The sequence below is a fragment of the Cyanobium sp. BA5m-10 genome, assembly GCF_024346255.1.
GTDB lineage: Bacteria > Cyanobacteriota > Cyanobacteriia > PCC-6307 > Cyanobiaceae > Cyanobium_A > Cyanobium_A usitatum.
Map to the genome: position 1 here is coordinate 59,950 of NZ_JAGQCP010000001.1, position 20,786 is coordinate 80,735.

The window sequence follows — 20,786 nt, forward strand, 5'->3', positions numbered from 1 at the left end:
ATGCCTAAACATTCAGCCCATTTCGATGCTGGCTGGCAGCGGTGATAGAAAGCAGGCTGAACCCAGCAACGGGATGGAAAACCTGCGGGTGCTGCATCCCGTCGATCTGGATCAAGTAGCAGCGGTGTATCACGACGCCGTGATCAGCCAGGCGAAAGGCCTCTATAGCCAAGCTCAGATTGCGGCATGGGCCAACCATGCCCACACCAGCAATGCTGTTCGCGAAGCCCTGCATAGGGGCTATGGCCTAGCCAGCTGCGCAGCCAACAACCAAAACATTATTGAAGCTTTTGGGGTGCTGGATCCGCCGCAACGGCTATCGCTTCTCTATTGCCGCGGCAGAGCCTCCCGGCAGGGAAGGGGCCGCCTAATCCTGCAGTCCCTTGAAAGCCACGCCTGGCAACAGGGGTGCCGCCAATTGCACACCGAGGCGAGCCAGCTTTCTAAGCCGCTTTTGCTCCAGCTCGGCTGGCAGATCGAAGCCGAAGAGAAGGTGATATTTGCTGGGGAATCCTTCCAGCGATGGCGGATGATCAAAGACCTGAGCCAGCAAAACGAACGGGGCCGCGATGGCTGAAGCCCAATTGCAGCAATTTCTCGAGAAGGTTCGCCAGCTGAATGCCTTCGTGGCCCTCAGCGAGGCCGAGCCATCCCTGCGCCAGGCCCTGCGGGACTGCAGCAATCACCACGCGGTTGTGGAACTAGCCCGCAGCAGGGGCTTCGAGATCGGCCGGCGCTGGGGTGAAACCGATCCCCCCCGTAAATCTGAAGCCAATCTCTTAGCTACTCCCTGCCCTCTTGAGGGACAGGAAATCAGCGTCGTATTAGTGGATCAAAAAAACTGGCGACTTGAGCGGATCCACTCCTGCCTTGCAGCCAGCCCTGAGGGTTTTTGGTACGACCAAGAGGATCACGAGTGGGTAACCCTGCTCCAAGGCAGCGCCCTACTTGAGTTCGACGGTGAGACGGTGCCTGTAGAGCTCTGCCGAGGTGACAGCCTGCTGATTCCAGCCCACCAACGGCACAGGCTGCTCGCTACGGATCCTGCTCCGGGGACCGTATGGCTGGCCCTGTTCTGGCGGGAGGCTGGCGAATGTTGACGCTGCGAACCAGCCAGAACGCCGCCGCTAGGGCGAGCACCGCAATACCTAGCCCGCCGAGAAGCTCGGGCTTGTTTTCGGCCCCGGGGGGCAGCACGATCACCTTGCGAGCTACAGCGGTCATGGCTGTGAGCAACACCAGCTCGATCTGCACCACATGACGGCGCAGATAGGAGGTCACGTTTTGGAGCACCTCCACCGCAATTAGCAGGGTGAGCAGATCGCCCAAGACCGCATTTATCTTGCTGCCAAGCCAGGGCGTATCTGGCTGGAGCACAGCCGCGGTTACACCGATCGTTAACTGCACGGTGCCAGCTACCAACACCACCAGCAACACGAGGCCAAGCAGCTTGGCCAGGGATTGCTCGCTGCGATCGATCAGCTCGAGATAGGTGGCGTCTTGCCAGAGCCGGCGCAGTTTTTTGATCACAGTCTCCAATTAATTCTTGAACTGCTCATAGATAGGTCGGGCTTGGGTGTCGCTGGGGGAGCTTTCCAGCTGGGTGTCACAAGTGATGGATCCATCCGCTGCTGTGACGCAATTTTTGGGCTTGACCTTGGTGGATGGCCCCACGGAGCTGCCAGGGCCCAAAAGAAAACTTTCAGACTGGGCCAAGGCTGGAGCCATGGCGAGCAAGGTGCTGGCGGCAAGGGTTGCCAAAGAAACGCCTGGGAGCTGCATCGAAGCAATAGCTGTTATTTCGCCACTCTGAACGGCCATGCTCAGGTTTGCTGGTCTTGGCGAATTTCCTGCAACAGCAGATCTAGCTGCCCCAGCGAAGCCTCCAACCCCAGCCGACCCGCACCCTCGCTCTGGCCCGCTCCATCTTCGTTTTGCCAGAGCTCCTCAACGCCACACAGCTGCTTGGCGAGGCCAGGCAACCCGTCGCGGTTGTGAGTGCGTTGCAGCACCTCAAGCAGGACGGGCATCCGAATCGAAGCAGCTTGCAGAGCGCGCCTGAGATCCGCCTGGGTGCGTCCGGTGTGGCGCAGCCAGTCTTTGAGAAAGCTCTGCAGATCATCGAGCTCTGCATCTGTGAGGCTGGCCATCGCTATCAGCGGTTCAGGGGAAACCATTGATCCAGTCTGCGCTGGGCCCGCAACTGCACCGCCGGGGTGCGATGGCGACTGCACAAACCAAGCAACGCCGTAACGGCCACAAGATCATCGCTGAAGCCCGCCGCCGGAATGAAATCTGGAATCAGATCTAAGGGCACCAGCAGGTAGGTGAGCGCGGCCAGCACGGTGAGCTTGGCTGGTGCAGGGGTCTGGGGGTCAAGCAACAGCTCCAGACATTCCAGGGCCGGCCTGGCCAGGGTGCGGCCAGCCCGGCGCAACAACTTGAGCAACACCACCTCATTCACCTCGGTGCTCTCCAACACCTGGGCATCAACGACGGGAGCATCCGTTGCGGAAGCATCCCCTGAGGTCGGATCTACGAACTCGGTCACGGCAGCACTGCAGCCAACTTGCTCATTCAAGGAGCAAACGACAGCTACTCGGCTTCCACCAAACCGCTATCGATGCCGGTTTTCCGCAATTTGCGCAGGGCCCGCTGCAGCACCTGGCGGCAATACTCCCGGCTGCAATCGAGCTGGCGGGCCACTTCAGCCAGGGTCCGCCATTCGTGGCTGCTATCGAGACCGAAGCGCTGCATCACCACCGTGAGCTCCTTGGGGGTGAGGTTGGCGCATTCGAGCAGGGTCCACACCGCGGCCGTGCGCTCGGCAAGCTCAACGCGCTCCATCGGCGGCAGCTCCGGGCTGGGCAACACATCAACCAGCTCAAAGGGATCAGACTTCGATTTCACCACCCCCTGCAGGCTCACGGTGATGCTGCGTAGTTCGCAGCCCAGCAAATCATCCACTGCCGCCTGGGGCAGATGCATCATCTGGGCCAACTGGGCTGGCCTAGGTGCAACTCCGTTGGCCTGGAGATAGCGAGCTTTGGCAGCCCGCAATTTTGTGAGCTTTTCATTCACATTGACGGGAATGCGAATGGTGCGGCTCTGGGTGGATAGGGCGCGGGTTAGACCCTGTCGAATCCACCAATAGGCGTAAGTACTAAAGCGATGCCCGCGGCTGGGATCGTATTTCTCCACGGCGCGAGTGAGACCAAGGGTGCCCTCCTGGATTAGGTCCAGCAGCTCTAGGCCCTTGTTCTGGTAGCGCTTGGCCAGGTTGACCACCAGCCGCAGGTTGGCCGTGATCATTTGGTTTTTGGCCAGCTCACCGGCTTTGAGGGTGCAGCGCTCCAGATCATTGAAGTCGCAAGCAGGTCCCGAGCCACCGGCATCACGGCAGCGCTCCTGCAAAAGGGCCATGGCCTGCACCTTGCGACCCAAGGTGAGCTCCTGCTCGGGTGTCAACAACTGATGACGGCCAATTTCACCTAAAAAGACGCTCAAGGAGCTCGCCATAGATCACCTAAGCAATGAATTGAACCTAAGGGCAATCAGCAAGCACAAACGGACTAACAAAAAAGCTTCCGACTTTCAAAATTCCCCTCAATTCCCGTGCTTGTTCAACTTTCACAATGGCTGCTGATTTCAGCTCCCTGTTGGGCAGGGCAGCAGGCCAGCTGACCGGCCGGTTACGGTTGCCAAGATTTGCCTACTACATATGCCTGGCTTGGCTGCCATCCCCCCTGAAGTGCTCTCCCGCGCTGGGGTGGCCTACGTGCACTACGTGAGCTTCATGCTCTGTTTTGGCGCCTTGGTGCTTGAGCGGCGCTTGATCAAGCCAAATCCAAACAAGGCCGATGCCACCTTGATGGTGATCACCGATGTGGTGTATGGCCTGGCAGCCCTTGCCCTGCTTGTGAGCGGGATTCTGCGGGTTCTGTACTTCGGCCAGGGAAGCGAGTTTTATACGGAGAACCCCCTGTTCTGGTGGAAGGTTGGGCTCTATCTAGGGGTGGGAGGGCTGTCGCTGTACCCCACCATCACCTACATCCTCTGGGCCATCCCGCTGCGCAAGGGCGAGCTGCCCCAAGTAAGCGAAGCTCTCGCCACCCGTCTGGGCTGGATTCTCAATATTGAGTTGGTGGGCTTTGCCCTTGTGCCCCTACTAGCCACCTTGATGGCCCGCGGCGTCGGCCTGCCTGCCTGATGCTGCGGCGATTGAGCCGGCGATTAAATCGAGCGAGCCTCCCGGCTTGCGGCCTGGTGCTTGCTCTGGCGCTTTTTCCAGCCAGGGCATTGACAGCCGAAGCAGCTGGGGGTGATTACCGCCAGCTGCTGGTTCCCACACCCCACGGCTGGCCCAAGCGTCAAAGTTGGTGCGTGTGGATCGAGCCCGCCGCAGCCGACGGGCCTGCCGCCCGCTGGGATCAGCTTTGGCTGCAAGCCGTGGAAGCGGCGCTGGCAAGCTGGGCTGAATTGGTCACGATTCACCGCAGCGAAAGCAGGGAATCAGCCCAAGTACAGATATTGAGGCGCCGGCCACCTCTGCAGCGGGGCCGGGCCAGCCATGGCCGAGCCGAGCTAGCTCTGGCGACGAACAAGCCAGGCGACCCCCCAAAAATCGAACCGCGGGTACTGGTGAGCATCAGCCCTGGGCAGCGACCGGACGCCATCCAGGCCACGGCCCTGCACGAACTTGGCCACGCCTTCGGGATGTGGGGACACAGTGATCAGCCCCAAGACGCCATGGCGGGCGTGCCCGGGCCAACCCCCGTGCTGCAACTCACGGCCCGGGATCGGGCCACTTTTATGTGGCTGCAACAGCAGCCCGGTCTTCCAGGCAGTGACTCAACTGCAGCCGGGGACCAGGTCGGCTGCCATTAATTGCGCAATGTTGCGCATTGTCAAGTTGTCTGATAATCCAACGAATCTTTTAAAGAGCGCTTGAAAAAACTTATACGTTGCTCGCCTTGAGGATTTTTCAGCCCTGTGCCCTTGCCCGTTCTGGCCACCAAGCCACTCACCAACAGCGCTCGTGTCAGCAGCTTTCTGGCCGCCGGTGAGGAAAGCCCCCGCCAGATCGACACCACTTGCCTGGTGCGGGATCCGGCAGCCACCGATGCTGTGATTGAGCAGGCCTACCGTCAGATCTACTTTCACGCCTTCAAAGTGGACCGTGATGCGGTGCTGGAATCCCAGCTGCGCTCCGGTCAGATCAGCACCCGCGACTTCATCCGCCAACTCCTGCTCTCGGAGAAGTTTCAGAGGGATTTTTATCGCTGCAATAGCAATTACAGGGTGGTGGAACAGGTGGTGGGTCGGGTATTTGGCCGACCGGTGCATGGCCAAGCTGAACAGATCGCCTGGTCGATCGTGATCGCCGAGCAGGGTCTGCCCAAGTTTGTTGACGCGCTACTAAATTCCGACGAATACCGCGACAACTTCGGCGACAACCTGGTGCCTTTTCAGCGCTCGCGGGTACTTCCCGGCCAGGACGTAGGCACCATGCCCTTCAACCAGCAAGCCCCCCGATACGACTCCTACTGGCGTGAGGCAATGGCCAGGCGCGCGCCCACTGGAGGATTAAACCCCTGGACAGACGGCGGCGGCTGGGCCCGCCCAGCCTGGCTGGAAGGCCAGCCCACACCAAGGGTCCAAGCTATCTGGCAATACACCGTGGCAACTGGAGGCTTCGTGCTTACCGGCCTGGTGATCTGGATTGCTGCGGCCATGCTCAGCACAGGCTGAGGCGGCCCTCAGTCCCGCCGGGGCGCGCCGCGGCGGGCGGCCAGCACCTGCTGCACCTGCCGCCAGCTGACTCCGTGGTGGGCAAGGGCTACCTGCAGGTGGAAGACGATATCGGCCGCTTCAGCGGCGATCTCGGCGGCGTTGTCGTCCTTGCAGGCCATCACGAATTCGGCGCTCTCCTCCCCGATCTTCTTGAGGATGCGGTTGTCGCCCCCCTCCAACAATTTGTTGGTGTAGCTGCCGGGCTCGGGAAGGTCGCGCCGCCCTTCGATCACCCGCATTAGTTCGGTGCAAACATCTGCCGGCGGCTGAGCGGCCGATGGCCCCCCGGCCGTGGGCTCGGGACCGTTGTCGTAAAAGCAGCTGCGGGCACCGGTGTGGCAGGCCACATCGCCGCTCTGCTCAATGCTGAGCAGCAGCACGTCAGCGTCACAGTCGTAACGCAGGCCCTTGAGCTGCTGGATATGGCCGCTGGTAGCCCCCTTATGCCATAGCTCCTGGCGCGAGCGGCTCCAGTAGTGCACCTCGCCGCTGGCGAGGGTGCGCTCGATCGCCTCCTGGTTCATCCAGGCCACCATCAACACGGCGCCATCGAGCCAGTCCTGGGCGACCGCGGGGATCAAACCAGCTTCGTTGAAGCGCAAGGCCCCAATGAATTGAGGGTCTGGGGGCTGAAATACTGCTGACAAGGCCCTTGCGCTGCTGCTGTCCCGATCCTGACCCATGCCCACTCCGGCCTACAGCTGCAGTAAAACCTTCAGCGGTTATCCCTGTTGCCATCGCCAATGGCGCCACCAGGGCCACTGCCGCTTCGTGCATGGTTACAGCCGCAGTTTTAGCTTCTGGTTTCGGGCCAATGAACTCGACGACTGTGGATTTGTGGTGGATTTCTCCAGCCTGAAAGAGCTCGAAGCCCGGCTGGCAGATCAATTCGACCACACCTTTCTGGCCAATGCCGATGACCCCCTCCTCTCCACCTGGCGCCAGCTGCACGACCAGGGCGCCCTCGACCTGCGCGTGATGGCCAATGTGGGCATGGAGGCCAGCGCGGAGCTGGTGTGGGGCTGGGCAAACGAACTGCTGCACGGCCGCGACAGCGGCCGCAGCTGCTGCTGGAAGGTGGAGGCGAGGGAAAACGAGAAAAATGCCGCCTGTTTTGAAGCCCTTCCCGGGTGGTTCAAACCCTGACATCAAGCCAGCAACGACTGGGCCAGGGGCGCGGGGCTCCTATCTTGCGCCTCAATGAACCGCCACCGCCCGATGGGCCGCTTGCTCCAACTGCTGACCGCTGCCCTGATGCTGCCCGCTGCCGCCCTGGCTCAGACCAGCCCAGGTGGAGGTGGGGTTCAGGCGCTATATCCCAGCAAGGCCGCGGCCGAAAAAGCCGCTAAACATTTCCACTGCACCGGAGCGCACCAGATGGGCGATAAATGGATGCCCTGCGCCAAACATGGCGATGGCCATGGCAGCCATACGCCGGCTCATTAATGCCCAAGTGCGGCGACAAACCCAAGCTGCTGGCCATCGGCATCGCACCCCTGGGCATCATCTCGATCGGCATCGTGCCAATGGGGGTCGTGAGCATTGGGGTGGTGCCGATGGGCGTGCTGAGCCTCGGTGCCGTGGGCATGGGGGTGATCAATATCTGCGTGGTGGGCATGGGCATCGTGGTGGCTGGCGTCAATGTGATGGGTATCTGGAACCCCGGAGCCAGCACCCCCCACCAGCACCACCAAGCGGCCACCGGAACCCATACCCCAAATATCTACGCCTACCCAAGCAAGCAGGAAGCCCTGATCAAAGCCAAACAGCTGGGCTGCAACGGCGTCCATGCGATGGGTTCGATGTGGATGCCCTGCGCCACCCATCCCGAGCTCGAGCCACCCCCAGCTGCGCAAAGCCAAAGGCCCTGAATCAGCGTCCATGATGGCCATCCCTGCGGGTTGCTCTTGGCACAGCTGGCCACCGCCTGGGCAATTTTTCAGGGTTTGCTGCTCGAAGCCCTGCCGTTTCTGCTGATTGGCGTCGGTATCGCCAGCCTGGCCCGCTGGCTGGCCCCTGGAGGTGCCTGGCTGCGGCAGTTGCCCGCCCACCCCCTGCTCGGGCCCCTCACCGGTGCCGCCCTTGGCTTTGCCCTACCCGCTTGTGAATGCGGCAACGTGCCGGTGGCACGGCGGCTGCTGGCCGGTGGTGCCCCGGTTGGCACGGCCCTGGGCTTTTTGTTTGCCGCGCCGGTGCTGAATCCAATTGTGCTGGCCAGCACCTGGGCAGCCTTCCCCAACCAGCCCTGGCTGCTGGCGGCCCGCCCCGGAGCAGCCCTGCTGCTGGCGGTGCTGCTGGCCACGGTGCTGCGCCTGCTGCCCGAGGCCGAATTACTAGATCCAGTGCTGCTCGAAGAACGGCGGCTGAGCCAGCCCTTGGCCCAGGTGGGGCTGCTGGAGCGTCGCAGCGGGCTTGTGGGTGCCATCGGCGCCAAGGTGCAGCCCGCCCAGGTAGCGCGGCCGCCCTTGCAGGAGGTGCTCCAGCACGGCAGCCGCGAATTTCTCGATCTGGCCGCCCTGCTGGTGCTGGGTTGTGCCATCGCCGCCACGGTGCAAACCTTGCTGCCGCGCAGCTGGCTGCTGGCGGTGGGGGGAGCACCAACCATCTCTGTGCTGAGCCTGATGCTGCTGGCGGTGGTGGTTTCGGTTTGCTCCAGCGTCGATGCCTTCCTCGCCTTGGGCTTCGCTGCCCAGGTAACCCCGGGAGCGCTGCTGGCCTTTCTGGTGCTGGGCCCGGTGGTCGACCTGAAGCTGCTGGGACTGTTCCGGGTGCTGTTTAAGCCCAAGGCCATCGCCCTCACCAGTGCCGCCGCAGCGGTGGCCGTGCTGGTGCTGGGGCAATGGGTCAATTTGCTGCTGCTGTGATGCGCGCCTTCGCCCTGGGGCTCTGGGGAGCCGTGCTGCTGCAAAGCAGCCTCAGCGGCAGGCTGGATCTCTTGCTCAGCGGCGTTTTCCACCCACTGGTGGCGCTGAGCGGTGTGGCATTGCTGCTGCTGGCGGGCCTGCTGCTGGCTGAACTGGCGCTAAGGGGCCGGGAAAGTCCAGCCCCATCGCGACGCCAAGCCATCCCCAAAACCTGGTGGCTGAGCGCCGCAGTGGCTTTGCTGGTGTTGGCGATTCCCCCCAACCCCTCCTTCAGCACCCTGGCCGCCAACCGGCCCGCCGAGCTGGGCGATGAGACTGAGCTGAGCTTCGTGCTGCCGCCAGCCCAGCGCAGCCTCACCGATTGGGTGCGCTTGCTGCGCAGCCAACCCGACCCCAGCCTCTACGCGGGTGATCCCGTGCGGATCAGCGGCTTTGTCTTGCCCCAGCCAGGTGAGCCCCCCCAGCTGGCCAGGCTGCTGGTGCGCTGTTGCCTCGCCGATGCCACCCCGGTGGGCCTGCCGGTGCGCTGGCCGGCCGGCCGGCAGCCCCGGGCGGATCAATGGCTGGCGGTGGAAGGCACCATGGCTATTGAAGAAGGCAACGGCCAGAGCCGCAGCGTGGTGGTAGCGCAGCGAATCACTCCGATTGCCCGGCCCAAGCGCCCCCTGGAACCATGACGGCAACGGGGCAACGGATCACGTTGGTGCTGGCGGCAGGAGTCGCCCTGGCCTTGCTGCAGCAACAACTACTGCTACGACGCCCACCACGGCTGCTGGAGCTGGAGTCAAGCAGCGCCAGCTCCGGTCCAGCAGCCCTAGACCTGCGCTTCAGCCGACCGATGAGCAGATCCAGCCTGGTGGGCTCCAGCAGCCTGCAGCCCCAGCTGGCCTGGATGTGGCTGGGGGAAAGCAACCCCCTGCGCCTGCTGCTGCTTCCAGGCCAAACCATCCCCGGACCATTGCGGTTGCTGCTGGCAGGGGTCGACCGCCGCAACCTGCCCCTGGGCCGCCAGCAGTGGCTCTGGGACCCCCGGCCGCGCTTGCTGGCGGTGGTGCCCGTGGCCGGCGGCGAACAGCTGCAGCTGCAACGGCGCGATGGCAGCTGGCAGGCGCTAACCCCGGTGTGGCCGCAGCTGGCCCAAGTGCAGCCCCTCGGCAACGGTGCCGGTGTGGCCGTGCTCAGTGGTGATGGCATGGGCAGCCACCGTCTCTGGCTGCTGCCGCTGCAGCAACACAACCTGGTGCGCGAACCGCGGCGCCTCTCGGAACCGGTGGCGGGTGGGCTTCAACCCCTAGACGACGCAGCCCTGCTGTTTGCCCACCTGAGTAGCAACCGACGCGGCGACCTGCTGGTGCAATCGTCCACCACCGCCCTGGATCCGGGGAGCACCAGCGTGCGTACCGCCCAGGGGCGCCAATGGCCCCTGCCCCACTCTGCTTCTGGCCCCATGCAGCTGATCCCCGAGGGAGGCGGGGTGGTGGTGCCTGAACTGGAAGGCCTCACCCTGCACAACCTGCCGGGCCAGCCCCGCCGGCGCCAGCTGCTGCCCGGCAGTAGGGAGCTCAGCAGTTTCTGCCCCGTGAGCGGCCGCGCCCTACTTGTGCGGCACTGGCCCGACTACCGGCGCTCCCTAGAGCTGGTGGAGCCGGGTCAACCGCCGCGGCAGCTTTGGATCGGCAGCGAAGCCGTCCTGGCCAGCGCCTGCGACCGGGGTGGGGATCGGGTCTGGCTGGTAGTGAGCAACTGGGCGCAGGGATCCCAGCCCCTGATGCTGGCCCTCGATCGCCGCGGCCAACTGCTCAAGCAACGCTCCTTGAAGGGCTGGGAGGTGGAGCCGGCAGCGCCGATGTTGTTTGATCCCACCCGCCAGCAGCTGCTGCTCACCCTGCGCTCAGGCAGCCACGCCAAGCCGGTGCTGGTGGATGGCAGCAGCCTCAGCCTGCAACCCCTGGCCAAGCCGGTGCGCCTGGCCCTGTGGCTACCCGCTGGCTGATAGGCGCCGGTGCTGCAGTGAGGCCAGGGGCAGCAGGCCCATGCACAGCACCCCGATCAAGGGACCGGGCGGCAGGTTCACAGCTGGCTGGATCGCCAACAGAAAGCCGCCACCGCTGATCCCCATACCCACCAGGGCTGAGCGCCAGAGGGCTCGGCGCAGGCTGGCGGCTCCAGCCAAAGCCACTAGGGCCGGAGCACCCATCAAGGCAATCACCAGCACCACCCCCACGGCGGTCATGGCGCTCACCACCGTGAAGGCCGTCACCAGGGTGAGCAGTAGCCGCAGCCGCTGCACCGGCAAACCAGCACTGGCGGCGCCGAGGGGATCCACCCCCAGATACACGTAGTGGTGATAGCGCCAGGCGAGCAGCAGCAGCACTGCCACCAGGGCCAGCAGGCTGCGCAGCAGGTCGGCAGGAGCGGCGGCCAGCAGATCGCCAAACAGCACCGCCTCCAGATCGACCCGGATGTGCAGCAGGGGAATCAACAGCACCCCTAAACCGAGAAAGCCAGCCAGCACGGTGTTGAGCACCGCCTCATCGCCCCCTTCCCCAGAACGATCACCACGGCTGAGCCGCTCCGCCAACAGGGCACCGGCTAGGCCGCTGATCACCCCACCGAGGCCCGGATCAAGCCGCAGGGCCAGCGCCAGGGCCAAACCCGGCAACACCGCGTGCGACACGAGATTGGCCAGGAACAGGCGCCGCTGCACCAGCAGCAAGGTGCCGGCCAATGGGCAGAGGCCGCCGATCACCAGCGCCAGCACCAGGGGCAGCAGCCACCAAAGAGTCTCCATAGGATCAGCGAACTACGCCCCAGCCACTCTGGCCATGCCCACCCAGGTTGCCGCGTCAAGCGACCGCCAGCAGCTACTGCTTACGGCGTTGCGCCAAGCCGACCGGGAACTCTCCGGCCAGGACCTGCACGCCCTGCTGCGCCAAGGCTCCCAGCCCATGGGGCTGGCTACGGTTTACCGCCACCTGCGCCAGCTGCAGCAGCGGGGCTGGATCCGCTGCCGCCACCTGCCCAGCGGCGAGGCTCTGTTCGCCCCCACAGAGCGCGACGAACACCACCTCACCTGTGTCGACTGCGGCGCCACGGTGGTTCTTAATAACTGCCCCATGCACGACGTGCACCTAGACGGCGGCCAGAGCGCAGGCTTCCAGCTGCTATTTCACACCCTGGAATTTTTCGGGCTCTGCGGAAGCTGTCAACAGCGCCAGGCCAGCTAGCAGCAGCAGGCCATCAACCGCAGCAGTGGTTGCCTACCCGCAGGTCGCCGAGGGCCTGGCGCACTTGCTGGGGGCTGCCGTCGGCGAGCAGGGAGCGATCGAGCACCAGCACCCGGTCGTAGGCGTCGAGGTCGCGGCCCCAGTCGTGGCTGCTCACCAGCAGGGTGAGACCGGCATCGCGCAGCTGGCCCATCACCTTGAGCAGCTGGGTGCGTGAAGGGGGGTCGATGGCAGCGCAGGGCTCATCCAGCAGCAGCAGCCTGGCTGGCTGCACCAGGGTGCGGGCCAGCAGGGCTCGCTGCTGCTGGCCACCGGACAACTGATCCAGGCGCCGGCCCGCCAACCCAGCCAGGCCCACCCGCTGCAGGGCGGCTTCCACATCGCAGCAGCCAGGACGCTTGGCGGCCATCCGCCCCAGGGCCACCAACTCCCGCACAGTGATCGGAAAGTGCCAGGCGATCTCCCCCCGCTGGGGCATCAGGGCCAACTGCTGCCGCGCCAGGGCCAAGGTGAGGGGCACCCCATCGAGCCGGATCGAACCGCTCTCGATTGGCAGCTGACCCTCAATGGCCTGCAGGAGGGTGCTTTTGCCAGCGCCGTTGGGGCCCACCAGGGCGGTGAGCGTGCCGGGCTCGAGCTCAAAAGCCACACCGTCGAGAGCCAGCTCGCCGCCGCGGCGCACCCGCAGCTCACTCACCTCAAGCGACACGCAACACCATCAGGGCAACCGCAAACCTAACGACGGTCGAGCACCAGCACCCGCGCTCCCAGCACAGCAAATACCGACACCGCCGCCGTGACCCCGAGGTCTCCGCCGATCCCCGCCAATCGCGGAGCGAAGCTGAAGCTCAGCAGGGCGAACAGCAGACCCATCGCCAGCAGCAGGGGCACCGGGCGCGGGGCGAGCTGCTCTGGAGCTGTCATGCCGACGAAACTGGCGCCCAGCCAGGCATCACTCAGGGGCACCGGCTCCAGCTGGAGGGCAGCTGGCAGAGCCCCCAGCAGGATGGCCAGCAGCATCGAGGGCAGGGCCGAGCCGAGCACCACACCCAGGCCCAAGCGGTAGCTGAGGGCGTGGGTCACCAGCGGGGACAGCAGTGACAGGATCAGCACCAAGCTGCGCTCGACGGCAGTGAAGGGATGCAGGCTGGCGCCCGAGCCCATCGCGCCAGCAGCCACGGCCAGGCCCATGACGCCAACCACCCCCAGGAATGCGGTGGTGCCAAGCTTGCCGCCGATGCCGCTCCAGCTGTCGCTCAGAACCGACAACACCAGCCCAGCTAGGCCCCCTGCCAGAACAACCCAGGCCGGATGGCCCAGCACCAGCTGGGAGGTCATGCCGGCAAAGGCTCCGCAATACACCGGGGCTGCCACCCCTTGCCAGCGGTGCCTGGATCGGCCTGCCGCCTCCAGCGCTCCACCGGCCGCCCCAACCAGGGCGGTGGCCAGCACCACCGAGGCAGAGGCGCCGCGCGTCAGGGCCAGCACCCCGAGGGCGGCCAGGGCCGCCAGGGCCACTGCTGGCCACTGAACCCTGCCGGCAGGGCCATGGCCGGCATGCCGCAGAAAACCAACCAGCACCAACACGCCCAGCAGAGCCCACACCAGCAGCAGAGCCACGGGCGCCCCCAGCACAAAGCCATCCAGATAGAAAACGAGCAGCACTCCGGCCATCAGCAAGGCGTGGGGCCTGGTCATGGCGGGGGGAACGCAAACCCGTCGATTCTGCGTGGCCCACCGTCCCCGCACCTTCAACAGCCACCCATGCACCATCAGCAGCCACCCCAGCACCAGCCGCGGGCAGCCGGTACAACTTGAGAACCATTATCATTTTATTATTCAACAAACTTTGGGCCTGGCTGGTCTGTCTCTGTGACGCACCGATCTCACACGCCACTCCGCCTCACCGTTGCTCTGGCGCTGCCTCTGGCCGGGGCTCTGGCCCTGGCCGTCTGCGGATCCACCCCACCCGCCGAAGTGATCGCCGGCGATGGCGTGCTCTGTGACATCACCCAGCGCCTAGCCGCAGACGACCTGCGGGTGCGCTGCCTCCTGCAACCGGGAGATGACCCGCACCAGTTCCGGCTGACACCGCAGCAGAGCCGCGACCTCAGCCAGGCCCAGCTGGTGCTGATCAATGGGTATGGACTCACCCCCTCCTTGGCCGAGCAAAGCAAGGCGGTGGCGGTGGCCGAGCGGGCCGTCCCGGGGAGCCCCGAACTCAAAGTGCTGCAGGACAGCCAAGGCGACCACCAGGAGGAAGGGCACGCCGCTGGCCACGCCCACGCCGATCTCCACGATCACGGCGATCGGGATCCCCACGTTTGGCACGACCCCGGCCAGGCCAGCGCCATGGTGCAGCTGGTGGCCAAGCAGCTCGAGCAGCTCAAACCCGCTGCCAGCCCCCGCATCACCGCCCGGGCCAGGGCGATGACAACCGTGCTCGGCCAGCTCGACCGCTGGAACCGCCAACAGTTTTCCACCATCCCCGTGGCCCGGCCCCTGGCCAGCGGGCATCGCGCCTTCGCCAGCCTGGCGCGGGCCTACGGGCTCCAGGAGCTGCCCCTTGTCGACTCCATGAGCAGCAGCGACAACCTGCGGCCCCAGGCCTTCCAGTCCGTGGTGCAGCAGCTCAAGCAGGAGCAGGTTCCGATGCTGTTCAGCGAACAACTGCCGCCCAGCAAGGCCCTGCAGCGCATCAGCTCCCTCAGCGGCGTTCCCCTTTCAGCCGAGCCCTTGGTGGCCGACGGCCTGGCTCCAGCTGGCGATGGCTCCGCCAGCAGCCTGGTGGCCACCCTCAGCGCCAACACATGCCTGATCGTGAACGGCCTTCAGGGCGGATGTTGCCGGGCCAGCCAACAGGCCCTGATCCAAAGCTGGCAGGCGATTCACTGAAACAAGGGGACAACAAGGGCGGAAGCGCGGATCGCGACCGGATCGCGACTTGATCAAAACATGAATGAGAACCGTTATCATCCCTGGAACGCCCCTCGTGGCGGGTCCGCAAGCCTGGGTGATCAACGGAATGGCATCGATCCGACAACTAATGGCTGCACCGGCAGTCCTGGGCCTACTGACGCCTAACGCGGCTGCAGCAGCCGAGCTCAACCTTGAGCGCGTCAACCATTACGCGCGCAGCCAGGAGCAAGTGAGCAGCATCAGCCAATTCACCGATCTGCGCCCGAGCGACTGGGCGTACCAGGCCCTCAGCAACTTGGTCGAGCGCTACGGCTGCGTGGCCGGCTACCCCAACGGCAGCTTCAGAGGTGGGCAGGCCATGACTCGCTTTGAGGCCGCCGCCCTGCTCAACGCCTGTCTCGATCGCGTCACTGAAGTCACCGACGAGCTCAAGCGCCTGATGGCGGAGTTCGAGAAGGAACTCGCCATCCTCAAGGGCCGCGTCGATGGCCTCGAGGCCAAGGCTGGGGAACTGGAAGCCAGTCAGTTCTCCACCACCACCAAGCTCTCCGGCCTGGCCACCTTTGTGGTGGGTGGGGTGAGCAACAACCCCGCCGGTGAGCAGGTCACGTTCAACTACGACCTGCAGCTCAACCTCGACACCAGCTTCAGCGGCAAGGATCTGCTGCGCACGGTGCTGCGGGCTGGCAACTTCGATGGCGATCGCAATGCCTTCGGTGGCGGCCTCTCCACCCTGGAGATCGCCTTCCAGGAGGAGGGCGGCCCCGACGTGGTGGGCATCGACAAGCTCTTCTACCAGTTCCCGCTTGGGCAGTCTCCGATCGGTGGTCAGTTCACCGCCACCCTCGGCGGCCGGGTGGGCCAAGAAGACATGCTCGCCCTCTGGCCCAGCGCCTATCCAGCCGACACCATCCTCAACGCGCTCACCCTCAACGGTGCACCGCTGGCCTACAACAAAAACCTCGGCCCCGGTTTTGGCCTGTGGTGGCAAGACAACGGCTGGAGCGTGAGCGCTAACTACGTGGCAGGTAATGGTGCCGATTCCTCCCAGGGTCTGTTCAGCAGCAGCTCAGCCGGCACCAGCACGGTGCAGTTGGGCTACGGCCAGGAGAACTGGGGCATCGCCGCGCTCTATTCCTATGTCGAGGCCGGTGTGGGTGTGCCGGGTGCCACCCCCTTCATCACCACCGAGATCGAGGCGAACGGCGTCAACACCAATGCCTTTGGCATCAGCGGCTTCTGGCAGCCGGCCGAGAGTGGCTGGCTGCCCTCGATCAGCGCTGGTTACGGCGTCAACGGCAGCTCCGGCTCAGACCTGCGCACCAGCCAGTCGTGGATGGTGGGCCTGCAATGGAGCGATGTGCTGGCTGAAGGCAACAGCTTTGGCATGGGAGTGGGCCAACCCGCCTTTGCAAGTGCCACCCGCAATGGGGCTGCCAGCGAATCCGGCGTGTGGGCTTGGGAGTGGTGGTACCAGTGGCAGGTCACCGACGCCATCTCCGTGACTCCGGCGATCTTCGTGCTCAACAATCCTGGGGGTAATGGGGGTGGTGCCAACCAATTCGGCGCCCTGATCAAAACCAGCTTCCAGTTTTGAGTCGAGCTAACCCCTGCCCCAATGGATTGTTGCAAAGGGTTCCTAGGGTCATCACAGCCAAGCCATGCCCCATTCCATGACCGCCAGTGCCACCCCCACGGGCCTGCCCGTGACAATCCTCACCGGCTTTCTGGGGGCGGGTAAGACCACCCTGCTCAACCACATTCTCAGCAATCAGCAGGGGGTCAAAACCGCCGTGCTGGTCAATGAATTCGGTGAAATCGGCATCGACAACGACCTGATTGTTGCCACCGGCGAAGACATGGTGGAGCTGAGCAACGGCTGCATCTGCTGCTCAATCAACGGCGAACTGCTCGAGGCGGTGTACCGCATCCTGGAGCGCCCCGATCCGGTGGACTATCTGGTGGTGGAGACCACCGGCCTGGCCGATCCCCTGCCGGTGGCCATGACCTTCCTCGGCAGCGACCTGCGAGATGCCACCAGGCTCGATTCGATCATCACCTTGGTAGACGCCGAAAACTTCAGCGACGAGCTGCTGGAGGGCGAGGTGGCCCGAGCCCAGATCGTTTACAGCGACATGCTGTTGCTAAACAAATGCGACCTGGTAGCTGAAGAGCGGCTGGCGGCCCTGGAGGCCCAGTTGCGCGAGATCAAGACCGATGCCCGCATCCTGCGCTCGGTGAAGGGCGAAGTGCCCCTGCCCCTACTACTCAGCGTGGGGCTGTTCGAAAGCGACAAAATCGTTGCCCAGCAGCAGCTCAGCGCCGAGCCAGACCACAGCTCCTGCGACCACGATCACGGCCACTGCGAGCACGAGCATGATCATGAGCACCACGATCACGACCATCACAAGCACGATCACGCCGATGACCCCGACCACGCCGCCATCGAGGGATTCACCTCGTTGTCGTTTGCGTCAGAGGGGCCTTTTGCCCTGCGCAAATTTCAGAACTTTCTCGACAACCAGCTGCCAGCCGAGGTGTTTCGCGCCAAGGGGATCCTCTGGTTCAACGAAAGTGAGCGCCGCCATGTATTCCACCTGGCTGGCAAGCGCTTCTCGATCGACGATTCCGACTGGCCAGAGGGCTCAGGACACAAGAATAAGATCGTGATGATCGGTAAAAATCTCGACCACGCCCAGTTGCGCCGGCAACTGCAGGTGTGCGTTGCCAAAGATCCCGGCAAGGGCTTCGCTTGAGCGGAATACTGACTCAGAGGATCCAGCCAATTTCATGATGTCCACCACCCTGCGCAAACTGGCCCCGGCCGCCGCCGCTGGCCTGGCCCTCAGCCTGTTGTCGACCCTGCCAGCGGGTGCCCATGGCCTGGCAAGCGCGGGCTTGGCCGCAGGAGCAAGCCACCCGCTGCTTGGGCTAGACCACCTGCTGTTGCTACTTGGCGTTGGCGGCGCTGCAGCCTTGGCCGGCCCATCGCTATTGCTGGTGGCCCTAGCCGCTGCGATTGCTGGCGGCTTGTATGGGGCCTTAGGGGGCAACCTGCCAGGCGCCGAGGTGTTAGCAGCCTTGATGGTGTCTGGTCTTGGCCTAGCGCTGGCTGCTCGCCAGGGCCAGCTGCTGGCCGTAGTGCTGGCAAGTGGAGTGGCTATTCACGCCATGCTGCATGGCCAGGAGGCCACAGGCAGCAGCGCAGATCTGCTGGGCTGGTGGCTGGGGGCGAGCCTCAGCTCAGCGGCGGTGGTGGGTGCAAGTTTCGCCGTGATCCGCCAGCTGGCCCCCAGCTGGAGACGGCGCCTGGCAGGTGCCCTCAGCATCGGCGGAGCGCTGCTAGCGCTTGCGCCGTTGGCGTGAGAACCGTCCGAGGCGGACGCTTTTGTTACACAAACACCTCGCTGAGCTAGCTACGCTTAGCAAAGCGAAATCAAACGCCATGACCGAGCTGATCCTTTTCTCCGGCGTTGTCGCCTTGTTTGGCTTGGCTTTTTGGCTCGCCACTGATTCCGATGATGACAACGGTGGTGGCGGCCTGATGCAACCCGTGCTGGTGCCCGTGCGCGTCCAGCGCAGCCGCTAAGCCAGCGTCAGAAACTCCGGTCGGAACAACCAGCCAGGCTGATCAGGGTGATCCCAGAGCTGCCCAGATTGCCGCAGTTGCTGCAAAGCTCTCGTTGCCGTCGGGCGCGTTGAACCGATCAGCTCGGCCAATCGCTCATGAGATAAAGGAAACGGCAGCCAATATCCCTGGCCAATCCTGCAACCGTGTTGCCAGATCAGCGCCTGAAACAAACTTTGTAGACGCCGATCAGCCTGGAAGTGGCTGCGTAGCCGCAACAAACGCAGCATCCAGTCCCCGATCAGATCGTCGCCAAGCCCGCAAACCTCTGGCGAATCACCCCAGACCACCGACAGATCCGTCAACGCCTCCAGGCAAGCTGCACAACCCGCAGGGATCCGAATCAATTGCAGATCACCAGGGCCAACAAAGGCCAGTGTGAGTTCTGAATCAGACAGACGGCCAAAACCACTGATGAACGAAAGTTGCAGCCAGGTGCCCGCTGTGTCAGTTGACAGCAGCACCGATTGAGCGACTTTGATCTCCACAACACATCCATGGCAGAACGCCTGCCTTGCAGCAGCTCGCAACCATGATGCAAAAGCAGATGGCGTTACAAAGGCAATATTGTCCACAGATAACCCTCCGCACCAGGATAGGTGACTTTTGATACCCAGATTTGAATCAATACCAGTCCATCGATGCTGTGGCATCCAATAGAAGTAGCTCAGTTGATTTCCTTCCGTTGGGAATCGACTTACTTACTTCTGTTGTGAGGAGTTCATGAATCCATTCCAGCGCATGCTGCTAGCACCGGCCGCCCTTGGCTTGGTGCTGCCTGCCGTCATCGCCCCCGAAACCGCAGCCGCGGGTGAATTCGCGTCGCTGCATAGCCGTGAGGACATCAGCGCCTACATGGAGCAGCAAGAAATCGACGAACTCAAGGCCTGGCGATCCAAAAATCAGGTAACCAGCGTCAACCAGTTCTCCGACATCCGGCCCACCGACTGGGCCTACCAGGCCTTGAGCAACCTGGTGGAGAAATACGGCTGCGTGGCCGGCTATCCCAATGGCACCTACAAGGGTGGCCAGGCCATGACCCGCTTTGAAGCGGCTGCCCTGCTCAACGCCTGCCTCGACCGCGTCACCGAGGTGACCGATGAACTGCAACGCCTGATGGATGAGTTCAACAAAGAACTCGCCGTGCTTAAGGGCCGCGTGGATGGCCTCGAGGCGAAGGTGGGGACTCTGGAGAGCCAGCAGTTTTCTACCACCACCAAGTTGCGTGGTGAAGCCAGCTTCATAATTGCCGGCCTACCTAACAACAATGCAACAGTGGGTGGGACAGGAGCCGACAAGAATAATCGTCGGAACGCAACCACATTCAACTACGATTATCGCCTGAGCTTCGACACCAGCTATACAGGCAAGGACTTATTGCGGGGCCGTCTTCGTAGTGGAAATTTTACTACCCCTTTCGGCTCCAGCAGCAATATCTTCCATCTTGACAAAGCCACTGGAACAGATTCTGACGTCAGAATTGACCGTCTTTTCTACACCTTCCCGGTGGGCAACGAGGTCAAACTGACAGCAGGTGCTCTGGTTCGCAACACCGAACTACTGTCCTTCCGTCCACAGGTTTACGATTCAGGCCTACTTGATTTCTTCGGTCTGTCGGGCGCTACTGGCACCTATAACAAGGCCACAGGCGCCGGCTTCGGGTTCCAGTGGAAGCAAAATGTTAAGAAAGGAAATCCCTTCCTGACCTTCGACGCCAGCTACATCTCGTCTCGAGGCTTTGGCGATTCCTCGATTGGCGCTTTTAGCGAAGACTCTGGAATTAACGTTACAACCCAGTTAGGCGCCCGTGGCGAAAACTGGGGGGCTGCTCTTGCCTATCGCTACGGAACTGAAGGTTCCCAGGTGGGTCGCGACGGTAACCTGGCTTCCAGCCTGGTTTCTCTAACAACTGGTCAAACCTCTAACAGCGTTTCCATTGGAGCGTTCTGGCAGCCCACTGATGCCAGCTGGATGCCCTCCATATCCGCCGGCTATGGCTTCTCTGATGTGAGTGGTTCTAGCGCTGGCGATATCCAGTCCTGGATGGTTGGCTTCCAGTGGAAGGATGTCTTCCAGAAGGGCAACAGCGCTGGTTTTGCCTTCGGCCAAGCCCCGTTTGCAAGCAATGCGACCTCAAAGCAATCATCTGAAAGCTTCCTCTGGGAGATCTTCTATAAGTACCAAGTTACTGACAAGATCTCGATCACGCCGGGCATTTTCTATGCCCCCAGCTATCAAGCTGCTGGTGGCGACAGCACCTGGGGTGGCGTAATTCAGACCACGTTCCGCTTCTGATCGCGTCACGACGCAGCCGGCGTATCAATTGCTACGCCGGCCCCTTGCATTCATTACGGG

At 63.3% G+C, this 20,786-nt stretch carries 27 protein-coding genes; 18 read left to right on the plus strand and 9 right to left on the minus strand.

Annotated elements, in window-relative coordinates:
- Positions 1 to 25 precede the first annotated feature (25 nt).
- Both KBY85_RS00340 and KBY85_RS00345 read left to right on the plus strand, forming a co-directional pair.
- Positions 26 to 577 (plus strand): GNAT family N-acetyltransferase, encoded by a 552-nt coding sequence (locus tag KBY85_RS00340; protein ID WP_254959622.1) that lies wholly within the window; start codon positions 26 to 28, stop codon positions 575 to 577.
- Positions 570 to 1,100 carry a Nif11 domain/cupin domain-containing protein gene (locus KBY85_RS00345; protein ID WP_254959623.1) on the plus strand — a complete coding sequence of 177 codons (531 nt, stop codon included), beginning with the start codon at positions 570 to 572 and terminating at the stop codon, positions 1,098 to 1,100. Before KBY85_RS00340 ends, KBY85_RS00345 begins: the two co-directional genes overlap by 8 nt.
- On the opposite strand, the gene KBY85_RS00350 is transcribed toward KBY85_RS00345, so the two are convergent.
- The 4 genes from KBY85_RS00350 to KBY85_RS00365 form a co-directional block, all read right to left on the minus strand.
- A complete protein-coding gene (locus KBY85_RS00350; protein WP_254959624.1) occupies positions 1,036 to 1,539 on the minus strand; it encodes a phosphate-starvation-inducible PsiE family protein in 504 nt (167 codons plus the stop codon). The genes KBY85_RS00345 and KBY85_RS00350 overlap by 65 nt on opposite strands.
- Before the next feature lie 284 nt (positions 1,540 to 1,823).
- Positions 1,824 to 2,177, minus strand: coding sequence for a hypothetical protein (locus KBY85_RS00355; protein ID WP_396121786.1), 354 nt, complete (start codon positions 2,175 to 2,177; stop codon positions 1,824 to 1,826).
- Complete coding sequence (locus KBY85_RS00360; RefSeq protein ID WP_254941783.1) at positions 2,156 to 2,551, minus strand: DUF1232 domain-containing protein; 396 nt, start codon at positions 2,549 to 2,551, stop codon at positions 2,156 to 2,158. Before KBY85_RS00360 ends, KBY85_RS00355 begins: the two co-directional genes overlap by 22 nt.
- 44 nt (positions 2,552 to 2,595) lie before the next feature.
- Positions 2,596 to 3,519: a sigma-70 family RNA polymerase sigma factor gene (locus KBY85_RS00365; RefSeq protein WP_254959625.1), complete on the minus strand. Its 924-nt coding sequence runs from the start codon at positions 3,517 to 3,519 to the stop codon at positions 2,596 to 2,598.
- A gap of 202 nt (positions 3,520 to 3,721) precedes the next feature.
- On the opposite strand from KBY85_RS00365, the gene KBY85_RS00370 reads away from it, so the two are divergent.
- The 3 genes from KBY85_RS00370 (at position 3,722) to KBY85_RS00380 (ending at position 5,751) form a co-directional block, all read left to right on the plus strand.
- Positions 3,722 to 4,210: a DUF2214 family protein gene (locus KBY85_RS00370; RefSeq protein WP_106502844.1), complete on the plus strand. Its 489-nt coding sequence runs from the start codon at positions 3,722 to 3,724 to the stop codon at positions 4,208 to 4,210.
- 89 nt (positions 4,211 to 4,299) lie between these two features.
- Positions 4,300 to 4,887: a peptidase gene (locus tag KBY85_RS00375; RefSeq protein ID WP_254930009.1), complete on the plus strand. Its 588-nt coding sequence runs from the start codon at positions 4,300 to 4,302 to the stop codon at positions 4,885 to 4,887.
- Positions 4,888 to 4,992: 105 nt separating this feature from the next.
- Complete coding sequence (locus tag KBY85_RS00380; protein ID WP_254930008.1) at positions 4,993 to 5,751, plus strand: phycobilisome rod-core linker polypeptide; 759 nt, start codon at positions 4,993 to 4,995, stop codon at positions 5,749 to 5,751.
- A gap of 8 nt (positions 5,752 to 5,759) precedes the next feature.
- Here the strand turns inward: KBY85_RS00380 and hisIE are convergent, their stop codons facing one another.
- The gene (hisIE, locus tag KBY85_RS00385; RefSeq protein WP_254930007.1) at positions 5,760 to 6,476 is read right to left on the minus strand and encodes a bifunctional phosphoribosyl-AMP cyclohydrolase/phosphoribosyl-ATP diphosphatase HisIE; all 717 of its coding nucleotides are present in this window, start codon (positions 6,474 to 6,476) and stop codon (positions 5,760 to 5,762) included.
- Between hisIE and KBY85_RS00390 the strand changes: the two genes are divergently transcribed.
- From KBY85_RS00390 to KBY85_RS00415, 6 genes are all read left to right on the plus strand, one after another.
- Entirely contained in the window at positions 6,475 to 6,939 is a 465-nt protein-coding gene (locus tag KBY85_RS00390) for a 6-carboxytetrahydropterin synthase (protein WP_254930006.1), read from the plus strand. The genes hisIE and KBY85_RS00390 overlap by 2 nt on opposite strands.
- Before the next feature lie 72 nt (positions 6,940 to 7,011).
- On the plus strand, positions 7,012 to 7,239 hold the full coding sequence (locus tag KBY85_RS00395; RefSeq protein WP_315859955.1) for a hypothetical protein: 228 nt from the start codon (positions 7,012 to 7,014) through the stop codon (positions 7,237 to 7,239).
- Positions 7,239 to 7,664 carry a hypothetical protein gene (locus KBY85_RS00400; protein WP_254930005.1) on the plus strand — a complete coding sequence of 142 codons (426 nt, stop codon included), beginning with the start codon at positions 7,239 to 7,241 and terminating at the stop codon, positions 7,662 to 7,664. Before KBY85_RS00395 ends, KBY85_RS00400 begins: the two co-directional genes overlap by 1 nt.
- A 36-nt stretch (positions 7,665 to 7,700) precedes the next feature.
- Positions 7,701 to 8,657, plus strand: a complete 957-nt coding sequence (locus KBY85_RS00405; RefSeq protein ID WP_254959626.1) for a permease — start codon at positions 7,701 to 7,703, stop codon at positions 8,655 to 8,657.
- Positions 8,633 to 9,334 (plus strand): TIGR03943 family putative permease subunit, encoded by a 702-nt coding sequence (locus tag KBY85_RS00410; protein WP_254959627.1) that lies wholly within the window; start codon positions 8,633 to 8,635, stop codon positions 9,332 to 9,334. Before KBY85_RS00405 ends, KBY85_RS00410 begins: the two co-directional genes overlap by 25 nt.
- Positions 9,331 to 10,650, plus strand: a complete 1,320-nt coding sequence (locus tag KBY85_RS00415) for a hypothetical protein (RefSeq protein ID WP_254959628.1) — start codon at positions 9,331 to 9,333, stop codon at positions 10,648 to 10,650. The genes KBY85_RS00410 and KBY85_RS00415 overlap by 4 nt, the downstream gene beginning before the upstream one ends.
- Here the strand turns inward: KBY85_RS00415 and KBY85_RS00420 are convergent.
- On the minus strand, positions 10,636 to 11,448 hold the full coding sequence (locus KBY85_RS00420) for a metal ABC transporter permease (protein WP_254930001.1): 813 nt from the start codon (positions 11,446 to 11,448) through the stop codon (positions 10,636 to 10,638). The genes KBY85_RS00415 and KBY85_RS00420 overlap by 15 nt on opposite strands.
- Before the next feature lie 34 nt (positions 11,449 to 11,482).
- Between KBY85_RS00420 and KBY85_RS00425 the strand changes: the two genes are divergently transcribed.
- A complete protein-coding gene (locus KBY85_RS00425; protein ID WP_254930000.1) occupies positions 11,483 to 11,884 on the plus strand; it encodes a transcriptional repressor in 402 nt (133 codons plus the stop codon).
- Positions 11,885 to 11,897: 13 nt separating this feature from the next.
- On the opposite strand, the gene KBY85_RS00430 is transcribed toward KBY85_RS00425, so the two are convergent.
- Both KBY85_RS00430 and KBY85_RS00435 read right to left on the minus strand, forming a co-directional pair.
- Positions 11,898 to 12,593 carry a metal ABC transporter ATP-binding protein gene (locus tag KBY85_RS00430; RefSeq protein ID WP_254929999.1) on the minus strand — a complete coding sequence of 232 codons (696 nt, stop codon included), beginning with the start codon at positions 12,591 to 12,593 and terminating at the stop codon, positions 11,898 to 11,900.
- Between the two features lie 26 nt (positions 12,594 to 12,619).
- On the minus strand, positions 12,620 to 13,582 hold the full coding sequence (locus KBY85_RS00435) for a hypothetical protein (protein ID WP_254929998.1): 963 nt from the start codon (positions 13,580 to 13,582) through the stop codon (positions 12,620 to 12,622).
- A gap of 174 nt (positions 13,583 to 13,756) precedes the next feature.
- Here KBY85_RS00435 and KBY85_RS00440 point away from each other — a divergent pair, with 174 nt between their 5' ends.
- The 5 genes from KBY85_RS00440 (at position 13,757) to KBY85_RS00460 (ending at position 18,392) form a co-directional block, all read left to right on the plus strand.
- Complete coding sequence (locus KBY85_RS00440) at positions 13,757 to 14,779, plus strand: metal ABC transporter substrate-binding protein (RefSeq protein WP_254959629.1); 1,023 nt, start codon at positions 13,757 to 13,759, stop codon at positions 14,777 to 14,779.
- Positions 14,780 to 14,930: 151 nt separating this feature from the next.
- Positions 14,931 to 16,400 (plus strand): iron uptake porin, encoded by a 1,470-nt coding sequence (locus KBY85_RS00445; RefSeq protein ID WP_254959630.1) that lies wholly within the window; start codon positions 14,931 to 14,933, stop codon positions 16,398 to 16,400.
- Positions 16,401 to 16,464: 64 nt separating this feature from the next.
- The gene (locus KBY85_RS00450; RefSeq protein WP_254959631.1) at positions 16,465 to 17,559 is read left to right on the plus strand and encodes a GTP-binding protein; all 1,095 of its coding nucleotides are present in this window, start codon (positions 16,465 to 16,467) and stop codon (positions 17,557 to 17,559) included.
- A 37-nt stretch (positions 17,560 to 17,596) separates the two neighbouring features.
- A complete protein-coding gene (locus tag KBY85_RS00455; RefSeq protein ID WP_254959632.1) occupies positions 17,597 to 18,169 on the plus strand; it encodes a HupE/UreJ family protein in 573 nt (190 codons plus the stop codon).
- A gap of 79 nt (positions 18,170 to 18,248) precedes the next feature.
- Positions 18,249 to 18,392 carry a hypothetical protein gene (locus tag KBY85_RS00460; protein WP_254959633.1) on the plus strand — a complete coding sequence of 48 codons (144 nt, stop codon included), beginning with the start codon at positions 18,249 to 18,251 and terminating at the stop codon, positions 18,390 to 18,392.
- Here the strand turns inward: KBY85_RS00460 and KBY85_RS15915 are convergent.
- Positions 18,389 to 19,006, minus strand: a complete 618-nt coding sequence (locus tag KBY85_RS15915; protein WP_254959634.1) for a Crp/Fnr family transcriptional regulator — start codon at positions 19,004 to 19,006, stop codon at positions 18,389 to 18,391. The genes KBY85_RS00460 and KBY85_RS15915 overlap by 4 nt on opposite strands.
- 148 nt (positions 19,007 to 19,154) lie before the next feature.
- Here KBY85_RS15915 and KBY85_RS00470 point away from each other — a divergent pair, with 148 nt between their 5' ends.
- Entirely contained in the window at positions 19,155 to 20,726 is a 1,572-nt protein-coding gene (locus KBY85_RS00470) for an iron uptake porin (RefSeq protein ID WP_254959635.1), read from the plus strand.
- Positions 20,727 to 20,786: the final 60 nt, after the last annotated feature.